The sequence below is a fragment of the Bowmanella yangjiangensis genome (assembly GCF_018531185.1).
Taxonomy (GTDB): domain Bacteria; phylum Pseudomonadota; class Gammaproteobacteria; order Enterobacterales; family Alteromonadaceae; genus Bowmanella; species Bowmanella yangjiangensis.
Genome location: NZ_JAHDJU010000003.1, coordinates 545,986 through 564,421 on the forward strand (window position 1 = coordinate 545,986; position 18,436 = coordinate 564,421).

Here is an 18,436-nt window from a genome sequence, read left to right on the forward strand (position 1 = left end):
TCCTGTTTGTTGCCAATTGATTATTGTGACGCTGCCAGGCTTTGCCTGTCGATGACTTCGCCACGCAGTATGACTTTATCCAGGCTGTCGTAAGCCTCAATGCTCTGCAATGGATCACGATTAAGTAACAGTAAATTGGCCATTTTGCCCGGCTCGATGGTGCCGTAATCTTGCTCAAGTCCAAAGGCACGCGCGTTGTTGACGGTGGCCGCCGCCAGAATATCCTTCAGGCTAATGCCCACGTTATGCATATGCTGAAGCTCATTAAAAGTAGACAACCCAGGCTGTGCGGCATAAGTCGGCGAAGAGGGGGTATCTGAGGCAAGCACCATAGGATGGCCTTTTTCATACAAGTACTGGATAACTCGTTCGCCATTATCAATGGTGCTCTGTTGAATCTGGCGAATGCGCTCAGTCGGCAATCCACCAAAGTCGCTTAACAGCTCTTGTTTAAACCACTGAGCTGGTTCAGTCTGATACCAGCTCAGAATTTCTTGCGGCACCACTTTAGCATAATGACTATGTTCCAGCGCGTCGGGCATCATAATAGCGGTAAGACTATCCATCACATTAAAGGTTGCCTGATAGGTCATGCCAGTTTTCAACACCCTATCCAACACCTGACGAATCGCATCCGGCATCTGTTGCTCTTGTCGGTATTGGTTCCAGTTCCACATGCCGTGCGCCATCACATCCAGCCCGGCATCAACAGCAACTTTTTGCATATCAATGGCATTGGCATGAGCCAAAACCGGAAGATTATGCTGTTTGGCCGCCTGCTTCACTCTGTTTAGCAACTCAGCACTGATATTCGGCCAATCACTGCGCTCACCAAAGCCATCTTCGATAAAAACTTTAACGCAGTTGGCGCCCTCACTGGCCATCTTGGCTACCACCGCTTCCGGTGTATGCTCAGCAGGATTCACACCTTCAGGAACGGGTATTCCTGTATCAGCCTGAATGATCATATAGCTGAACATCTTGCTGGCCAGTTCCGGCCCGGTAAACATGGTCGGGTAACCGCCTAGTATGGGTGTCGCACCGCAATGATAGATATCAGGATGCAGTGGCTGACTTTTAAAAACCTTAAGTTGTTCAGTTGACTGGGCAGGATCGAGCAGTTGGGTAACGCCGAAGTACAGGTAGCTTCGCGGTTGCTGAATCTCAAATTGCTTCTGCAACGCCTGAGGTTCACCATTAGGCAGTAAACCCGGCATTAACGACAGATGCACGTGGCTGTCCATCAAACCAGGAATAAGATACTTGCCGGTCGCATCCAGTCTTTGCTCGCCAGCTTGTGCGACTAAAGGCGAAAAAGACACCTGGGTGATTCGACCATCTTGAATGCGAACATAGGCTGACTGTTTAGGCTGATCCTGCTCAGGAGAAATCAGCGTGGTATTCTCAATCAGCAGCGACTGTGACAGAACCGTAAGGGGTAGCAAGGCACACAAGCCAACAACAGGTTTAAACATAATTAGTCTCATATTTTTGTTATTTGCATCATAACCTTAATAACAAAAGCAGGGAAAATGAGCAGATGTAAGCAGGTATTGCCAAAGCCCTCAGTATTCAGTTACACACTAAAGCCATGATATAGTCCGCCCTTCGCGTTTTTCAAAGCGGTATAAATTTTCATGTTAATCAAACGCTTAATTCTTCTATTCGGTCTAACATGGCAGCTCGCCGGTTGCCAAAATACCCAGGCCCCAGAAGCGCCTCTGGTGCAAAACAACGTCTCAGCGCCGGTCGTTGTAAAACCGAGTCCAACTCCCGTTATCAGCAAGCCAGAGGTTGCTGTTGTGCTTCCACACCAAGTGGACGATGTCTGGCAACGTATTCGTATGCAAATGCAGATGCCGGTTTCGCAGCATCCCAAAGTAAAAGCCCGTATAGACTGGTACTTGCAGCACCCAAACTATATGCAAGTGATCAGTCAACGTGCTGCCCCCTTCTTACTACATATTGTTGAACAAGTAGAAGAACGCGGATTTCCGCTTGAGCTGGCACTGATCCCACTGTTTGAAAGCGACTTTAATATCAAAGCCTGCTCCAGCGAGCGCGCCTGCGGCTTGTGGCAATTGACGCCGTTAATCGCCAAGCATAACGATGTTGATATCAACTGGTGGTATGACGGCCGTTTGGATGTGGTTGACTCCACTCAGGCCGCGTTGGCCTTCTTCGACTATTTACAGCAGCGTTTCGAGGGTAATTGGCTGCATGCTTTGGCGGCCTACAATGCCGGTGAGGGCCGGGTTGCTCGGGCCATTGAAAAGAATAAGCGTCTGGGCAAATCCACTGAATTTTTTGCCCTGGATCTGCCCAGAGAGACCCGTCGCTATGTTCCTAAACTGCTAGCCGCAGCAGCATTGTTGAAGAATGCAGAGTCTTATGGCATGCATTTCCCGCCCATTCCAAACCAGCAAGCCGTGACGCTAGTCGAATTACCGCAACCTTTGGATCTCAGTGTAGTAGCCAGCTTAACGGGCATTAGCCATCAACAGTTGGCCAAGCTAAACCCTGGCCACAAGCGTTTTCCAGCCATGGCCAAAGGTGCCAACCATTTACTGATCCCGGCCGACAAGCAAGCATTATTTGCCAGTCAATTGGATAAACTGCCCCCCATGGAAGACTACAACTGGCTTAAATACCGTATTCGACCTGGCGACAGCCTAAGCGTGATAGCTAAACGCTATGATCTGAAGATAGAAGACATTAAATTCTTGAATCAGCTTAAGACCAACCAAATACGCGCCGGAAAGACATTATTGCTGCCACTGCCTGCCACCGCGTCGGCTGATACCAGCCTCGCCAGCAGCTTGCAGTATCAAGTACAACAAGGTGATAGTTTATGGACTATTGCGCGTCGACACGGGGTAAAGTTGGAGCTGCTGAAAAGTTGGAATAATCTAGACAACGACCGCATTGCCCCCGGAAAAATACTGGTCATCAGGCAATAGAGTTCGCCAGTGTTTTGAGTGAATGTGGCACGATCAGGCGATGAATGGGCCTGACAGGTAACATATAAAGTTGCCCAAGTCGGTTATGCACATTCACAACCGTCGTGGCAAACAGCCGGGCTTGTTGTCCTTCCACTTTTATGTGGAGGGACAATATGACATCCAGATGTTTATCCTGATCCGTGAGCAGCACTTCATCATGGCTGTTGTGCAAAAGTGTGAAAATCCCCACACGATCACCTGGCTGATAATCGGCCTCCGCCCGCCCTTTCTGCAGCCCACTCAATAAGCCGAGATCTTTCAGCCCAGCCAAAGAAACCAGTTTATTGCGTATCAGCATCAAGGCGTTTACCCAGCCAGGTGTCTGGCTGGCCAGTTGCAAGAATAAACTCAGTGCCGACTGACCAGAATAAACAATATCAATGCTGTGACAGTCAGCAAACCAGGCACCGGGAAGCTTTGCGTGAATCAGTGCTTGCTCCGGAAGATTATTAAGATCGGGCATGTCTACAACCACCCCAGCTTTATAAGCCGCGCGTCATGGCACCAATTTTAACCGGCTCCACCGAGTGAAAGTGCAGCTCCCTGACCTGACACATGTCTTTCCACATCAGATCATAACCTTTAGTAAACGACATGGCGTTTACCCGCTTAAACCAGCGCTTACATTCCTCTTCACTGGCCTCTCTGCGTTCACCCGCCACGCCTTTGAGCCTCAATGCGGGCCAGTTGTCAAAACCACCTCTGAGCAGTGACTTAAACCAGAACCAGCGGCCACTGTTAACCGCCAGCACGCAGATACTGGCATTGTGACTGATATTAGTCGGTAACTGCCGGGTAAATTTTTCAAAGAAAATTCCTTTGCCTGGTTCGGTCAGCATCAAGGAGCCAATCGGGGTTACATGAGGTAAACCGTCCTCACCAATACTGGCGATGGCATAATGGGAAGACGAGCTGAAACTCTGAGCAAAAATCCGCCGGATTTGCTGCCAGTCCTGTTGAATATCCATTCTCTACATTCCTCTAGTTTGCGCGCAAGTATGGCCATTGCCTAGCCAGACCAATGCTATACAGGCCACCAATGGCCAAGCAAATCAGTGAACTGACCAGCATAAATACCGGGCGTTCCAGTACTTGTTCAAAGAATTTATAGTCATTTACTGCCACGATAAACAAACCATACAGACCCCGAAACAGATAGACGAAGCTGATTAAGCACATGGCCGTGCGCAGTAAGGGAAGCCGACGAATCAGGCGTGCGGCACTCAATGCATAGGCTCCCCAGATACCTAGCACGGCGCTGATTGCCAAGGTCAGTAAAGCAGGATAAAGGCTGCCTTGCTCTGCCATCTGCGCCATTTGCTCGCCGGCACCAAAAAATCGATACCAGTCAGGCCCTCCTGCTATCACAGCCAAATGGGTAATGGCAGCGATCAGGCTGGCACCGCCTGCGGCAATTAGTAATCCATTATTCTTCATACTTTCCATTCTGTTGCTTCTGGTTACCCTGCTCAAGGTTTTGTTTGTATCAATCTATTTGCGTCAGACTTCTGCCCTTTCATACAACTGATAAAAGGCACAACACCGTCTTTCCAACCTTGAATCATAAACAGCAACAACAGTCCTCCTGGCACCAATACTGCCTTTAATACAGGTCCGAGAATGTAACTGTAGAAGAACAGAAACGGCAGGAACAGAATGTAACCCAGTATACGTACACAAAACTCTTTCATTATCTCCACCTATTAAATTGAGCGCGCTCATTAATATATTTTGAGCACGCTCAATTTTCAACTAGAATGTGCAAAATACCTGGCGGCAATCTGGAAGAAAAGATGGACAAGAAGCAGCAAACCCGTAAGCAAATTTTGGCTGCTGCCTGGCAGCTTTTTGCTGAACAAGGCTATGCGCAAACCAGCACCCGGCAGATAGCCATAGCTGCACAGGTAGCAACGGGTACGGTGTTTTCCCACTTCCCCACTAAGCTGGATTTATTGAAAGAAGGTTTGCAGGATAAGCTGGATGAAACCCTGGCATGTGCCAGTCAGACAGACCAACTGGATAACCCTAAAGACAGGCTGCTGCACTATGCCAGCCACCTCTACCAGTTTTACCTTGAACAAAAAGAATTCAGCCGCGAGTTATTCAGAGAACTTATCTGGCAATGGGACGATCTGGAAGCAGAACTGGAAGACTTTAAACATACCCTGTTTTCCCGCAGCCACTACAATCCCATCGCCGCCAATTTGCTGATGGACTGCTACTTTATGACCCTGCTAGACGGTTTGCATGGTCAGCAAAACCAGCAAACAATGCTCAACAATCTGCACGATAAGCTGGCCTTAATCGCACTGTAACCAAACATGTTACCCATAGATTCATTTTCTCTGCAGCAGCATCAAGGCCACTACCATGAGTGGCCTTTAAGCTCCTTGCTGTATTACAAGGGGCAGAGTCTGGGAATACGCATTCCAGGCTTTGTAATCGAGCGGCAGTTCGCGCTAAAAGACTGCTATTTGTTACTGGTTAACTGGGATTGCCCCTTTGAGGAAGGCTATGAGGTGATAGTGTTAAGTCACAGACTTAAAGTGGTTGGCACTTATAGTTTCACGCCCTTTCTCAACAGCTATCTACTCAGCAGTATCAGCGAAACCGCGGCAAATCGGTTCCAACTGGTGTTTAATCAAAATGCGCGTTTTGAACTGACTATCGACTACCCCAAAACACATTGGCTTAGTCGCACTGTGAGGGTCGAAAAATTGCCTGCCCGGACAGAAGATTAAACAAGAAAACGCCTTACTACTGCTCCAACTAAGTCTTCGGCTTCCTGATGCACAGAATGACTAGCAAAAGGTACATTCATAAAATCGCTTTGGCCTAATTGCTCTCCCAGCAGTCTGGCTTCATTGAGTGAAAGCAGAAAATCTTTGTCACCACGGAGCTGCAATACCGGGCAAACTATCTTGGTTACCTGCTGATTGGGATAGCCACTCTCCGTTGTATCCAACCACAGCGATTTCAGCTTATCCACCAGCAATTCAAAATCCGGTTCAGGGTTGGCACTGTAATACCACGCCACATCCTCGGAAAAATGCACACACCAAAAGTCGGGCGTTAAGCCCTGCAGAAGTTCAATAGAAGGATCATCAGGCAAAAGACGCCACTGGGCACCTATTGCAATCAGCCGCTGAACTTTTTGCGGACTGGCGGCAGCCAATCGATAGGCCACAATCCCACCATCACTAAAACCTAATAGCGAATACTGCTGAATACCCAGATGGGCGAGCAGCGTTTCGACATCTTGCTGGTAGCGGGCATAGGTCAGTGGCTGTGAGCCCAATGAAGAGCGACCATGACCACGAAAGTCCATCGCCACACACTGATAGCCAGCCGGAATATATGCCTGCAAGCAGGCCATATCCCGGCTGGAACCCAGTCCGCCGTGCAAGATCACCAGCGTCTTATCCTGCGGATAGCCCCTCAACTCGTAGTAGATTTGGCTGCCGTCTACAGTCAGATAATCGCCTTTGATGTCTTGCACTTTATTCATAAACTACTGGCCTACCGCATCCAGGGCCTGAGCTACATCGGCAATAATATCGTCGATATGCTCGATCCCCACTGAAATACGGATAAGGTCGGCGCTGACCCCGGCCTTTTTCAGCTCCTCGTCATTCAACTGACGATGGGTGGTAGAGGCTGGGTGACACGCCAATGACTTGGCATCACCAATATTAACCAGGCGCAGGATCATTTGCAGTGCATCGATAAAACGCCCACCGGCTTCTTTACCGCCTTTGATACCGAAGCTCAGAATACCAGAGGCTTTACCCCCGGTGACTTTCTGGCAGCTTGCCTGATAAGGGCTGTCACTTAAACCGGCATAGTTAACCCAGGATACCTGCGGGTGATCAGACAGATAACGCGCCAGTTGCATGGCGTTGTCACAATGGCGATCCATTCTTAGGCCCAGCGTTTCCAGCCCCTGCAGAATTTGGAAAGCATTGAAAGGCGAAATCGCTGCGCCAGTATTACGCAGCGGCACCACGCGGCAACGGCCAATGTAAGCGGCCGGCCCCAACGCTTCGGTATACACCACGCCGTGATAAGAGGGATCTGGCTCATTCAACAGTGGGAAACGCGCTTTGTTGGCCGCCCAGTCAAACTTACCTGAGTCAACAATAATGCCGCCCACGGCCACACCGTGCCCGCCAATATATTTGGTCAGGGAATGCACCACAATAGCGGCCCCCTGCTCAATGGGGCGGCACAAATACGGCGTGGCCACCGTGTTGTCTACAATCAGCGGCACCCCATGACGAAGGCCAATTTCGGCCAGCTTCTGTATGTCCACCACGTTACCGGCAGGGTTACCAATAGACTCACAAAACAGCGCTTTGGTGTTTTCATCAATGGCGTTTTCAAGGGCCTCATAGTCGTCGTGTGAACACATGCGCACTTCAATGCCCTGACGCGGGAAGGTATGAGCAAACAGGTTATAGGTGCCGCCATAGAGTTGGCTGGTGCTGACAATATTGCTGCCCACTTCACACAAACACTGAATAGCATAGGTAATAGCCGCCATGCCCGAGGCCAGCGCTAAACCACCAATGCCCCCTTCCATGGCCGCCACGCGCTGTTCAAGCACCGCGGTGGTGGGATTCATAATCCGCGTATAGATATTGCCCTGCACTTTTAAATCGAACAGATCAGCGCCGTGCTGAGTGCTGTCAAAAGTGTATGAGGTGGTTTGATAAATAGGTACGGCAGCCGCTTTGGTGGTGGCCTCCGATTCATAGCCGTGATGCAGCGCCAGGGATTCCAGCTTCATGCTCAACTCCTTGTAGAGAGGGTGAAAAATAAAAGGCGGTCGAATTATTCGTACCGCCTTGTCGGGTTAGTTTGGTTTGTCTACGTCGTTAGTGTCCTGACCATCCTGCCCCGCGCCCTCTTCAATGCGCCTGGCAGCCCCCGCTTCTTCCAGTTTTTGTTGTTGTTCGTTATCCAGCATGGGTGCACGGGATGCCTGATTGACCTGATAAATGGTCTCGGCATTGTGCAAATCTTTTTCATTGGTAATCGAGGCTATCGCTTCGCGGCCACGCAGGAAGCCTTTGATCTCCCTGACAATAGTGTCCAGCTCCTCGCTATTTCTGGACAAGCTCAGTACATAGCGTGGCATTTCCAGATTGCGGGTACCACTGGTGGCAAAGGTTGAGGTAGTGATCCTGGAGGTAATGATCCAAGGGGTAATGGAGCTTCTGACCACCACGTTCTCAGAACGGGTGGAGTCATGAATCGCCATACCTGTGGAGATCTTACTTTCGGTGTAGGTGCCTTCGGTTTTCATCCACATCAGCAAGCTGGAAAACTGCATTTCCGACCAGAACAAATGGGTACCACGTTCCAGAATACGACCACCGGCCAATAGGGTCTGCCAGCTGAAGAACAACACAATAGCCGCAGAGGATAATGCGCCTAACTCTGACAAAAGCGCCATTGCTTGGCTGTCTGACATACGGCCAAGCCCCGCCATGCGTTCGCTGGCAAAAGCATAAATGTCGTACGCGCTGCCCACCAGAAAATAAAACAATACTGCGGCGGCAACTAACAAAGCTTGCCCCACTATGGTGGACAGCAAACGGAAACGCTTAAAAGTCGCGCTATAGTCCATTTCATGTACTTCGGGCTGCGTTTCAATCAAAAGTTGCCCTTTGAAGTTACCCTTGCCCTGGCTTTGCTCCTGCAAAACAGGCTCAAATCCCTGGTAAATACGGTTGGGGATCTCTTTATAACGGCGATTAGCCAACACAATATTTTCAATGTTGATAAAGATTTCGTTCGGGTGTACCGACTCCTGCATGTTCTCACGGAACTCCGCCACTTCGGTTTTGGGCTGAGCCAAGGCGAAGCGCTCTTTAATCATCAGTGCAGATACGGCAATCACCGCCAGACTCACCACAAACAGCAGCGCCAGGTTGCCCCAGGCACTGAATACAATCACATTGTCAAACCACAGCTTCAGATCGCCGCGGGTAGAGGCATTAAACTGCGAATACAGATAGCCAAGGCCAACAGGTACGACAATGGCGATCACCAACAGTTTGGCAATACTGGTGGCATTTTTACTGTGCAGCTTGCGGTTACGCGCGGATACCAGTGATGCCGCCATGCTGCGCCAGGCCATAATCAGATAAAGCAGCAACAAAACCGACAGCACAGGGGTAATCAAAATGCCGGCCTCACCGACCAGGCCCGACACGGAAACAAAGTAAGCCACAGCAAATACCACCAGCGCCATCACACTGGTTACCACCAGGCCACCTAGCTCCTGCACGAAGTTACGAATGGGGTATGGGGTAAAAATCAGCTTAGGTAACAAGGTATGAATAAGCCTGGCAGTCCAGCCCAAGGGCTCCTTGAAGGTAGAGTTTTTGCGCCCCATCAGCATGGATTCAAGCTCTTCGGCACGGTACTCGGTAAAAGCGCGTTCTTCCTGAGCATTCTCTCGCTCACTGGGATTAAAGTTTTGCGCCAATGAGGTCGGTACCGAACGGCCGACAAAATACTTAAACATTTGAAACAGACCAACACCGGCCTGCTGTAATCCCCATATCAGAAGAATCAAGCCCAACCCCGCGTTCAACCAGGCTTTAATCATGTCCTGTTTGAGCGCTTCACTGATCCCCAGCAGCGGCACTATCGCCAACATACAAATAAGTATTCCACCCATTAACTTGGTGAAACCCTCAAACTTAAAGGGGTTCTTTATCCCCAGCGTATTGGCGCCAAAATCGTATGCCATAGTCCTGTCTCGCGAAAACAGAGCCGGGGGTCCGGCTCATTAATTGAAAGGTACACTGTGCCGGAGCGTCAGTTTGCCCGACAGTACCGATTTACGTTAGCAAATTCAATAGCTTGCCAATGAAATTGCAGATTACAGAAATAGCCTGTGTGCATCACCACAGCGTAGAAGGTTTTACTCTCGCCCCGCGTTTAGGATCCCCATGAGATTACCTAGCCAGCCCCTTGGGTGCTTAACAGCATAGCAAGCCCTTAGTTAAAGAAAATGACAGCAGGATATTTCTCGTCGGTTTGCCATACTTAGCCGAGGATGAATAACAGGGAGGTTGTCATAGTGCTCCTCTTTGCTACTCGCCGTATCCGGGTTCAGGCCACTGGCCAACGCTTAAAATCAGCACCAACAAGCTCCGGAGAATACTTGATGAAACCGCTTTTCCCCAATAAAGATCATCCCGAAACAAAGTCCGAAAAAGATGCCAATGGCAGAAACAGTTACAAAATAAATACCGACTGTCAGTATTATAAGCCGCAAAAAGAAAGCACTGGCAGCCAGGTTATCGATGGTAATTATTACAAGGTACCTAATGATGCAGGCAAACTGGTGGTGGTATGGGTAGCCAATGATCAAACCATCTCAGACAACCTGAAATACTTTTGCCATGGTTATAGCTTCGGCACCTACAAGAAATTTGGTTATTCCCTTGCCCAAATAGATGGCACCTTACTTGATGAATGGGAATTTATTGGGAAAAACATCAAGGTTAACCGAGAGGGTCAGTCGGTAAGTTACACCTTGGAGCAAACCGTTTTTCAGGCATTACGTGAAGCACTTGCTCACGGACATAGAGTGGTGGCCGTATGCATGGCAGAGCCCACTTACTGGGATCATCTCAATGCGACTCTGGCTGCCTGGTGGCCTACCCCATCAGACGTCAGAACCATACACAGTTTTAAAATAAAACGTTTGCCGGATGAGCTCAGCCAGTTCAGCAAAACCACTGTCAGTTCTAAAAACACCTTTGGGCATTTTGTTAAAAACGACACCATCAATAATCAAATGGCACAATACCCCACTATCGCTTACTTAAGGCTTCTCAAATCCAAGGAAAAGTGGAAAAAGTAGGCATCAACATACAGTGTTTTACATTTAATTTGCCGCCAAATCTGTTGGTTAGCATTAATCTGTAGCAAAAATTTACAGGGAGGAGATAAATGCTAAGCAGAAACCAGGGATTTGACCTCGCCAGGGCCCTTGCCCTGTTTGGTATGGTGATAGTGAACTTCAAACTGGTGATGGGAGCAGAGCAAGGCCAAGCTCATTGGCTTTATCTTACCAGCCTATTGGAAGGCAGAGCAGCTGCGCTGTTTGTCATTCTGGCAGGTATCGGCATTGCCCTTATCAGCGCGAAAGCGCAGCAAAGCGGCTCCTTGTCTCAACGCAGACAAGTGCAAACTGATATCTTCACCCGGGGTGTGCTGTTACTTGGCATAGGTCTGGCGTATATCACTATTTGGCCAGCGGATATTCTGCATTTCTACGGCTGCTATTTTATGCTGGCCGCACTGGTTTGTTTCGTCCCGGATCGGCGCCTGCTGCAACTGGCCATTGCCCTGATCCTGCTATTTCCTCTGATGTTGCTGCTGGTGGACTATGACCGCCACTGGGACTGGACTACCCTCACCTACCATAATATGTGGAGCCTGGATGGGCTGTGGCGGCGTATTCTGTTTAACGGTTTTCACCCTGTTATTCCCTGGCTGGCATTTTTACTCTTCGGTTTGTGGCTGGGCAGAAGGTCGTGGTACAAACCTGCTACCCAAAGAGTATTGCTGCTACTTGGCGTGAGTTTATGGCTTATTGCTGAGGGCTTGTCCTGGCTGGGTAGCCAGCTACTGGCATCCGTCATTAGCGATCCTGTCGAGCTGGCCGAGGCTGGCATATTAATCAGCACCGATATGATCCCCCCTATGCCTTTGTACATGCTGTCAGCCAGCGGCAGCGCGCTGGTTGTCATCTGCCTTTGCCAATATGTAGCCAATAGCGCACCGCGCCTGTGTTCGCCTCTAATCAAAACCGGACAAATGGCGCTAAGTTTGTATGTCGCTCATGTCATCCTTGGTATGGGTACTCTGGAAGCACTGGGGATGCTGGGTAATCAAACTATTGAAATGGCGCTGCTGGCTGCAGGTGTATTCAGCCTGTTTGCAGTAGTGTTCAGTGTCATCTGCCTGAGTTTGTTTGAACGAGGCCCACTTGAATGGTTGTTCCGGCTATTGTTGCGCAGCTTGTCCAAGGCAAACACGAAAAACCCCGCCTAAGCGGGGTTTTCATTATTTTCAGTGCAGTATTTTAAGCACGGCGGCGAACACCGGCCCAACCAACCAGCGCCAGTAACATCAGCGCTAATGCACTTGGCTCTGGCACTGCACTGGCGTCGGCCACATCGACACTGGACAGCGACGCAAAACTTGCCTGCACGTCCTGGTCGTTGATATCACCAAACACCGCATCAGGTCCACCTACACCGAATCCAAACACACCAGACTTAACTGCTGTAAAACTGAATTTGGCAATGGTCAGCACGGCATCCGTACCGATACCCGCAAAGTCCCAATCGACAAATGCCAGACCACGCCCAAGTGCATTAGCTTCGTCGGTCAGCATCCAAGGCCAGGAGAGAGCATCACCCAGGTCAGAGCCGAAGGTTGACACATAGGCAAAGGCGGTATTGTCAAACAACAAATCGAACTGGAAAGCGGTAATCTCTGCCAGGTTCTGACCGGTAATAGTGACAGTCACCTCATCACCCACCTGGTAGTTGCTTTGGTCGGTTTCTACATTAATGATGGCCGCTTGTAGGTTTACGCTCATCAGTAAAGCAAATAAGGTAATCAACTTTTTCATTTTTCACTCCTTAAATCTTATTCAGTAGCACAGCCGGTACGTGTACAAAGCTGACGCATTAACTGTGCATCACGAACGTTGACGGTACCGTCTTGGTTTAAATCAAAAGACATATCTATGGTCTGTTTAGCCGCCAACGCGCGCAGCAGGCCAGTGAAGTCCAAACGATCCACATCGCCGTCACCATCAAAGTCACCCGGTACAGGTGGAGGTAGCAAGTTCAAGCTGACGAGCACTGGATCATGGTCAGATACACGGTATGGATTGGCCGCATAGAACTGCGGATGGTTGTATTGGGTGTCGTAATCCAGCGCACGAGGTTCATCGGCGTTGATATGCCATTCGACCACATCCACAACCTGCTCAGCCAAGGCTTCGCTGCCGATTGCGTGGTCCAGATACCCCATCTCACCGCCAAAGGCGTATGAGTAGGCTTCGGCGCCCACATGGGTTTCTACCAGGTTAGTAAAGCCATTGCCAGTAAAGGTACGAATCGGGTCTTCCTTGGCGTAAGCATTCAAGTCACCAATTACCAAATGGTTGGCGTTACTGGTAAATGTCGGGTCGCTGCCCATCCAGTTAATCAGTGCCTGGGCTTGGGCCACACGGGTTGTGTTATAACAACTTTGACCGTCGCCCTGATCGGCGTCAGCGCCTGAGGCACCGCCGCAGCCTTTGGACTTAAAGTGATTCACCACCACAGTCAGCTCTGCGCCATTGTCTGTTGCCGCAAAACGCTGCGCCAAGGGCGGACGGCTGAACACACTGTTGTTGTTAATCAGTGGCGGACCAACCAAGTCCACAGCCACTGGTTTGTATATCAAACCTACCGCAATCTCGTCCGTGCCGATTTTGCTGACACCGGGGTTTACGTAGGCATAGCGCTCTTCACCCAGATGTTGGTTAAGGGCCTCGGTTAACTGGGCGATAGCGCTGAGCTCACCGTAGCCGTCATTTTCAATTTCCATCAGGCCAATCACATCTGCATCCATGGCCGCCAGTGCCTGAACTAACTTGTCCAATTGACGCTGATACTCGTTCAGATCATCTGCACCGCGAACGGCGGGGAAACCGTTACCCTGGCCGTCACCGTTGAAGAAATTCAGTACATTGAGGCTGGCAACGGTGACATTACCGCGGGTCAGCTCCGGCGATGCAGTTCTGGCATTAGAATGCACAAAGGTTGGCTCCTGAGCAGGAACGACCCGATAGGCATTGAAGCTGTAATCCAGGTTGCCAAGTAAGGCTGTTACTGTATCTCCGGTACGCAGGGTATTTTGTGCAGACAAGCCGCCGGTTGGGTAAACCACAGGGTTCGGATTCTGAGCACTGATAGTGTCGTCCAGAATAATGCGGTTGCGCTTGTTCTGGTCAGCCAGTGCAATGGCTTCCGGCGTGCCAGGCGCATGCAGGTTGGTAGGAATATAGTTACGGCCATTCCCCAAGCCCACATCACCATAACGGCCCAGATTGAAGTTGTCGTTCACCGTCAGCACATGACTGAAATTAACCAACATGCCTTCGAAAGATTCCGGCTGCTCGGCACTGGCAAACGGCAGACTAATAGTCAGGGGTTCAACAGTCGCCGTGCCACAATCCAAAGGCGCAACATCTGCAGCCAACTGGGTTCTGGTGTAAAACTCAGTGACGTTGCCCTTAACCCGAACCAGGCTGCCAACTGCAGGCAGGTTATTCTCCGTGCCCTGGTAAACAAAAATACCTTCAGAGGTGGTATTGTCATTATCCCACTGGCTGCTTTCTTCCTGCACAAAGTAACCACGCAGGTTTGGCACAGTATTAGTGACGACGCCTTCGATCACTTTGTTCTGATCCACCATGGGCGATGCGGCACCACTGCCTTGAATGGCGCTGATCAAGGTCGCGTCTTCACCACACAGACCAATATCATTGCCCGGCTCACCACCTACATCACCATTATGCGAGCCCAGGTTAGTAAACACGTTAGTGCCCAGATTTATCCATTCCTGGTTGTAGTCGAAGGTGTCAGACGAGTCGGTATCGCCGCTGACAATGTCGGGTTTACGTACCAGTGTCACATCCACCGCAAAATTGCTGCTGTTACCAACCTGACCGAAGCTATCCACCACTTGGCCATTTTTACGCAGCTCCAGCACATCATTACCGTTGAAGTAAGTGACAGTGGCAGTGATGTCTGCCTCCGCCAGAATCTCAGCATTTGAGCCTGAATTAGCAATCACATAAGTCTCGCCAGACGCAAGTTCGCCCTGCAGATCTACTTTGTTACCTGCTGAGGTTGAGCCATTGGCATATAACAACACCTGATAACCAGACAGATTAAGGGTTGCGCCCGTTGCATTGAACAGCTCGATAGCTTTATTGTTACCGCCGGCACCTTCCACGTATTCGGAGAAAATCAAACCAGCTTCACCTGGGGTTGGATCTTGCGGATCGCCACCACCATTGTCACCGCCGCCGTTGTCGCACTCATCTGCGCTGTACAACACCTCAACCCACTCGGGGTGATCAATAAATGGATTTCTGTTGCCCTGGAATTCGTAGATGGCGTTGTTGCGGTTCTGTTCCACACTGTCCACCGGATCGGCATTGTGCCATTCAACCAAGCGACATAATTTGCCAAGTGCAGGTTCACCGGGGCCGGTGAGTCGGTCCACCAACTGCAGATCAGGCGTCACATCCGCGCCTTCATAGCGAACGTCCATATAGAGCATCATTCTCGCCACATCACCTTTTACTGCATCTCTTGGCTCAAAAGAATCGCTATCGATGCGGTTTTGCGGCGCTTCAGCCAGTGGGGAGTCACTGCTATCAAAATCCAGATTGCCACGCGAGGCATTTACCGAAATATCGGTGGGACGCAGGTGGTGAATATCGGTGTAAGCCTCAAAAGACTGGCTATTGAAGCCGTGGCTGTTCGGCCATACATGTTCACGGTTCCAGTTATCCGGGTTGCTGCTTTGGCTGCCACTGCCGTTACTGGACTTGGCCAGTGACGTGCCTTTGTAAAGTAGCGTCACGTTGTTGCTGTTTTGTGGGTCTTGGTCGGTAACTGTCAGGGCGGTCCACACTTCAGAGTAGCTCAGTACCCGGTGGTCGTTGCTGATGGTGTTAGTTAGCAACGGCTTAACTTCTGTTGCAGCACTGCCTGCGCCGATAGCCGCAATAACCGGCGCATAATATTGCGCATCATTAAACAGTGCTGCATCGGCTATCTTGCTTAAATCCGGGCAATTGAAACACACGCTGCCATCAATAACATCATCATTTCCCCCCGTATCGCCCCCATCACCGGGATCGGTTTCCGAGCCAAATGACTTAAGCGGGAAAGGAGAACCGGCACTGGCGTTATTGGCCGCGCCGTCCAGCGCATTAATGCCACTAAACGTCCAGTTACCGGGAGCAAAAGTAGCACCATCCGGGCCCGTGCTGGCAACACGGTATGCCCAGCCATCCAGGTAGTCCCACACCTCACCGGTTCCGTCGACATTCTCGTCACCGTAGCTATCCACTACCACGCCATCACAGAAGACTTCAATGGCATCATCACCGTTTACGCCCGCATAGCCTGAAGTGAAATCGGGTGAGAAACCAAAGAAGCTAGTGAAACCCGTCGACTCAGAGGCCACATACAAAAAAGTACCGGCGCTAACTGCCTGAGCTGGAAAGGTAAATTCCTGACCATCGGTTCCCTCGCCATTATTGGCAAAGCCGACACCACACTGGCTGAGGTCGTCAATATCTTTTGCCACATAAAGCTCGACAGCCTTGGGAATGCCCCCCGTTAGTGGCCCATCAATAACGCCGGTCAGAATTAAAGAATCTGCAGGTGCTGCGGTCACCTGCATCGACGCCAGTATGGCAACAGACAGCAGGGTTAGTTTTGTTTTCATTGTCCTTCCTTTCACAAAGTGTTGAATGGTGCTTGTCGGTTAGCTTCACCCAGGTCAGGGCAGCGTATATAAACTTATCCAATTCTGTGCTTTGGTATAAAAACAGGAAGACGTCATAAAAATTCATAACTTCTTGTACATATAGCTTTATAATCAATGCGTTATGACAGACAGGTAATATTATTTGTTTACTTAGGTAAGAATAGGGCCGTCTGGCATTGAACAAATTAAGAACAACAACGCCAGAGTCATGGGTTACTTCAGAAAATGACAGAGAAATGACAATGCAGAAGAATGGTCAGGTATTTATGACAAGCGTTTCATCCAGGAAGACATTGATGTCGATAAAGTCTTGGGTAAGTTTGCTTTGGGTCGCTCTAATCCTGCCGGTAAAAGCTTATGCATCAGACAGTTGGCAAGGTCTGACGGCCAGCAAATATCAACTGTTACTCACAGGCACCACACCGGCTTCTTGTGCTTTTTCTGACCAAGGCTGCGCAAACAACAGCGAGCTTGCCCCTGCCCTCAGGTTTTTCGTTGAGATGGCTAAGGCCAGACAGGCTGGTGAGGGTAAACCGCGTATTGGCATAGTCACCGCTGCCAGCCCAACTCAAAGTACCGCCAATCTTGTCAGCTTGTTTGAACAGGCGGGAGCGACGGCTATTTGGCTACCGCTTAGCGGTGCATACCAGTTGGCCAGCCAGCTTGAAAAAAGTGGCGTAGCGGCCTGTTCGCAGCTGATTGAACAATCCAAACAACCTGCCCAACAGGCACTTAATGTGCGTGCCCGCCAGACTTGTCAAAATCCCCAAAACCTTTTAGCTGACATTCAGTCGCTTCAGGGACTCTATATTGCAGAGGGTAATCTGTTGCAGGCGGTCAGGGCCTTCTTTCGTCCAGACGGTTCGGCCAGTGCCGAACTGACCCTGATCCGGCGTATGGTGCAGGCCGATCGCATGGCGGTTAGCGCTTCCGGCCAAAGCATAAAATTGCTCTCCGGCGGCATCCAACAACATCCGGTGCCAATGTTGGTCAGTGGCAGCACGGAACAAGCTTTTCGTCGCGGGGCATTTTCGCTGCCATTGGGCTGCATAGACAAAACCACCTGCATGGCTTTGCATGAAGACGATCTGGTTTATCTGCCTCAAGGGGGATTGGGGCTGTTTGACCTTGGCATTCTCGACACCAAGCTGTCTGAACAAGATGGTCAGGGACGATTGGCGTTACTCAGTATGCATAGCGGCACGCGTTTTGGTTTTGGTCTGGATGAGCAAGCCGCCCTTCTAGTCGGGTGGCGCAATCAGTCCATAGATCTTCATGTTGCCGGGCAAAGCGGGGTGTATATCATCGACAGCGCACAAGGGATCTACAAGCTACAAGGTGGAAAACGACAACTGGTTGCCATGAGCCACTATCTTAATCCCGGCGATAGCGCCACCTATCAGCTCGCCAGCCAAGCATGGCAGTTCAAGCTCACGGGTCACGCCTTACAAATGCAAAAGAGCTCAGGCATATGGCGCACGACTTTAGACAGCAACTGCAAAGCAAATCAGCCGCTTCGCTGGCAGTTAGGCAGCTTGGCACTGGTAGCCATGCCCAGTGAAGAGACAAAATTTCGCCGGGCAGGACAAACCTGCAGCTATCATGACCTGCCCTTCGGCATTGAAAATTAACCGGGTGAAACCGTTCTAATAGCTAAGAAAAACTTGAATTTTCGACCACCTAACAACACAACCACATAAGCGGAAAATAGATTGTAATAGGTAGAGTAGATGCAACAGACTTCCTACTCCTTGCTGAAAAGCAAGGAATGTAGTCACTCCGGTAAAAGCATAGCGAGAAATGTTGAATGGAAAGCTTTCATTTCAAGTATGGGC

General features: G+C 50.1%; 16 protein-coding genes. 6 read left to right on the forward strand and 10 right to left on the reverse strand.

The genetic code is table 11. The features are described 5' to 3' along the window. Positions 1 to 20 precede the first annotated feature (20 nt). Positions 21 to 1,475, reverse strand: coding sequence for an amidohydrolase family protein (locus tag KJY73_RS18105; RefSeq protein WP_214345086.1), 1,455 nt, complete (start codon positions 1,473 to 1,475; stop codon positions 21 to 23). 327 nt (positions 1,476 to 1,802) lie between these two features. Here KJY73_RS18105 and KJY73_RS18110 point away from each other — a divergent pair, with 327 nt between their 5' ends. After that, entirely contained in the window at positions 1,803 to 2,960 is a 1,158-nt protein-coding gene (locus KJY73_RS18110) for a LysM peptidoglycan-binding domain-containing protein (RefSeq protein ID WP_332874226.1), read from the forward strand. Here the strand turns inward: KJY73_RS18110 and KJY73_RS18115 are convergent. From KJY73_RS18115 to KJY73_RS18130, 4 genes are read right to left on the reverse strand one after another with little or no spacing between them, the layout of a single operon-like run. Further along, positions 2,950 to 3,465, reverse strand: coding sequence for a DUF2867 domain-containing protein (locus KJY73_RS18115; RefSeq protein ID WP_214345088.1), 516 nt, complete (start codon positions 3,463 to 3,465; stop codon positions 2,950 to 2,952). The two genes, KJY73_RS18110 and KJY73_RS18115, sit on opposite strands and share 11 nt — an antisense overlap. 19 nt (positions 3,466 to 3,484) lie before the next feature. Then, positions 3,485 to 3,970 (reverse strand): hypothetical protein, encoded by a 486-nt coding sequence (locus KJY73_RS18120; protein WP_214345089.1) that lies wholly within the window; start codon positions 3,968 to 3,970, stop codon positions 3,485 to 3,487. A gap of 13 nt (positions 3,971 to 3,983) precedes the next feature. Continuing rightward, positions 3,984 to 4,439, reverse strand: a complete 456-nt coding sequence (locus KJY73_RS18125; RefSeq protein WP_214345090.1) for a hypothetical protein — start codon at positions 4,437 to 4,439, stop codon at positions 3,984 to 3,986. Positions 4,440 to 4,471: 32 nt separating this feature from the next. Continuing rightward, on the reverse strand, positions 4,472 to 4,693 hold the full coding sequence (locus tag KJY73_RS18130; RefSeq protein ID WP_214345091.1) for a hypothetical protein: 222 nt from the start codon (positions 4,691 to 4,693) through the stop codon (positions 4,472 to 4,474). A gap of 102 nt (positions 4,694 to 4,795) precedes the next feature. Here KJY73_RS18130 and KJY73_RS18135 point away from each other — a divergent pair, with 102 nt between their 5' ends. Both KJY73_RS18135 and KJY73_RS18140 read left to right on the forward strand, forming a co-directional pair. After that, positions 4,796 to 5,317 carry a TetR/AcrR family transcriptional regulator gene (locus tag KJY73_RS18135; RefSeq protein ID WP_214345092.1) on the forward strand — a complete coding sequence of 174 codons (522 nt, stop codon included), beginning with the start codon at positions 4,796 to 4,798 and terminating at the stop codon, positions 5,315 to 5,317. 6 nt (positions 5,318 to 5,323) lie between these two features. Beyond that, the gene (locus KJY73_RS18140; protein ID WP_214345093.1) at positions 5,324 to 5,743 is read left to right on the forward strand and encodes a hypothetical protein; all 420 of its coding nucleotides are present in this window, start codon (positions 5,324 to 5,326) and stop codon (positions 5,741 to 5,743) included. On the opposite strand, the gene KJY73_RS18145 is transcribed toward KJY73_RS18140, so the two are convergent. The 3 genes from KJY73_RS18145 to KJY73_RS18155 form a co-directional block, all read right to left on the reverse strand. After that, positions 5,740 to 6,510, reverse strand: coding sequence for an alpha/beta fold hydrolase (locus tag KJY73_RS18145; protein WP_214345094.1), 771 nt, complete (start codon positions 6,508 to 6,510; stop codon positions 5,740 to 5,742). The two genes, KJY73_RS18140 and KJY73_RS18145, sit on opposite strands and share 4 nt — an antisense overlap. 3 nt (positions 6,511 to 6,513) lie before the next feature. Beyond that, complete coding sequence (locus tag KJY73_RS18150; protein ID WP_214345095.1) at positions 6,514 to 7,791, reverse strand: O-acetylhomoserine aminocarboxypropyltransferase/cysteine synthase family protein; 1,278 nt, start codon at positions 7,789 to 7,791, stop codon at positions 6,514 to 6,516. A gap of 66 nt (positions 7,792 to 7,857) precedes the next feature. Then, complete coding sequence (locus tag KJY73_RS18155) at positions 7,858 to 9,765, reverse strand: hypothetical protein (protein ID WP_214345096.1); 1,908 nt, start codon at positions 9,763 to 9,765, stop codon at positions 7,858 to 7,860. 420 nt (positions 9,766 to 10,185) lie between these two features. Here KJY73_RS18155 and KJY73_RS18160 point away from each other — a divergent pair, with 420 nt between their 5' ends. Together KJY73_RS18160 and KJY73_RS18165 are read left to right on the forward strand one after the other, a co-directional pair. After that, positions 10,186 to 10,887: a hypothetical protein gene (locus tag KJY73_RS18160; RefSeq protein ID WP_214345097.1), complete on the forward strand. Its 702-nt coding sequence runs from the start codon at positions 10,186 to 10,188 to the stop codon at positions 10,885 to 10,887. A gap of 89 nt (positions 10,888 to 10,976) precedes the next feature. Beyond that, positions 10,977 to 12,083: a DUF418 domain-containing protein gene (locus KJY73_RS18165; protein ID WP_214345098.1), complete on the forward strand. Its 1,107-nt coding sequence runs from the start codon at positions 10,977 to 10,979 to the stop codon at positions 12,081 to 12,083. A gap of 31 nt (positions 12,084 to 12,114) precedes the next feature. Here the strand turns inward: KJY73_RS18165 and KJY73_RS18170 are convergent, their stop codons facing one another. Beyond that, positions 12,115 to 12,669 (reverse strand): cohesin domain-containing protein, encoded by a 555-nt coding sequence (locus KJY73_RS18170; RefSeq protein WP_214345099.1) that lies wholly within the window; start codon positions 12,667 to 12,669, stop codon positions 12,115 to 12,117. Between the two features lie 17 nt (positions 12,670 to 12,686). Further along, positions 12,687 to 16,559, reverse strand: coding sequence for an ExeM/NucH family extracellular endonuclease (locus tag KJY73_RS18175; protein WP_214345100.1), 3,873 nt, complete (start codon positions 16,557 to 16,559; stop codon positions 12,687 to 12,689). A 338-nt stretch (positions 16,560 to 16,897) separates the two neighbouring features. Between KJY73_RS18175 and KJY73_RS18180 the strand changes: the two genes are divergently transcribed. After that, entirely contained in the window at positions 16,898 to 18,232 is a 1,335-nt protein-coding gene (locus KJY73_RS18180; protein WP_214345101.1) for a hypothetical protein, read from the forward strand. Positions 18,233 to 18,436 lie beyond the last annotated feature (204 nt).

What these genes read in the sequence shown, in the direction of transcription:
- KJY73_RS18115 (WP_214345088.1), bottom strand. Translation starts at nt 3,465, where the DNA reads ATGCCCGATCTTAATAATCTTCCGGAGCAAGCACTGATTCACGCAAAG.
- KJY73_RS18120 (WP_214345089.1), bottom strand. Translation starts at nt 3,970, where the DNA reads ATGGATATTCAACAGGACTGGCAGCAAATCCGGCGGATTTTTGCTCAG.
- KJY73_RS18170 (WP_214345099.1), bottom strand. Translation starts at nt 12,669, where the DNA reads ATGAAAAAGTTGATTACCTTATTTGCTTTACTGATGAGCGTAAACCTA.
- KJY73_RS18130 (WP_214345091.1), bottom strand. Translation starts at nt 4,693, where the DNA reads ATGAAAGAGTTTTGTGTACGTATACTGGGTTACATTCTGTTCCTGCCG.
- KJY73_RS18125 (WP_214345090.1), bottom strand. Translation starts at nt 4,439, where the DNA reads ATGAAGAATAATGGATTACTAATTGCCGCAGGCGGTGCCAGCCTGATC.
- KJY73_RS18175 (WP_214345100.1), bottom strand. Translation starts at nt 16,559, where the DNA reads ATGAAAACAAAACTAACCCTGCTGTCTGTTGCCATACTGGCGTCGATG.
- KJY73_RS18155 (WP_214345096.1), bottom strand. Translation starts at nt 9,765, where the DNA reads ATGGCATACGATTTTGGCGCCAATACGCTGGGGATAAAGAACCCCTTT.
- KJY73_RS18160 (WP_214345097.1), top strand. Translation starts at nt 10,186, where the DNA reads ATGAAACCGCTTTTCCCCAATAAAGATCATCCCGAAACAAAGTCCGAA.
- KJY73_RS18150 (WP_214345095.1), bottom strand. Translation starts at nt 7,791, where the DNA reads ATGAAGCTGGAATCCCTGGCGCTGCATCACGGCTATGAATCGGAGGCC.
- KJY73_RS18180 (WP_214345101.1), top strand. Translation starts at nt 16,898, where the DNA reads ATGTCGATAAAGTCTTGGGTAAGTTTGCTTTGGGTCGCTCTAATCCTG.
- KJY73_RS18165 (WP_214345098.1), top strand. Translation starts at nt 10,977, where the DNA reads ATGCTAAGCAGAAACCAGGGATTTGACCTCGCCAGGGCCCTTGCCCTG.
- KJY73_RS18135 (WP_214345092.1), top strand. Translation starts at nt 4,796, where the DNA reads ATGGACAAGAAGCAGCAAACCCGTAAGCAAATTTTGGCTGCTGCCTGG.
- KJY73_RS18140 (WP_214345093.1), top strand. Translation starts at nt 5,324, where the DNA reads ATGTTACCCATAGATTCATTTTCTCTGCAGCAGCATCAAGGCCACTAC.
- KJY73_RS18145 (WP_214345094.1), bottom strand. Translation starts at nt 6,510, where the DNA reads ATGAATAAAGTGCAAGACATCAAAGGCGATTATCTGACTGTAGACGGC.
- KJY73_RS18105 (WP_214345086.1), bottom strand. Translation starts at nt 1,475, where the DNA reads ATGTTTAAACCTGTTGTTGGCTTGTGTGCCTTGCTACCCCTTACGGTT.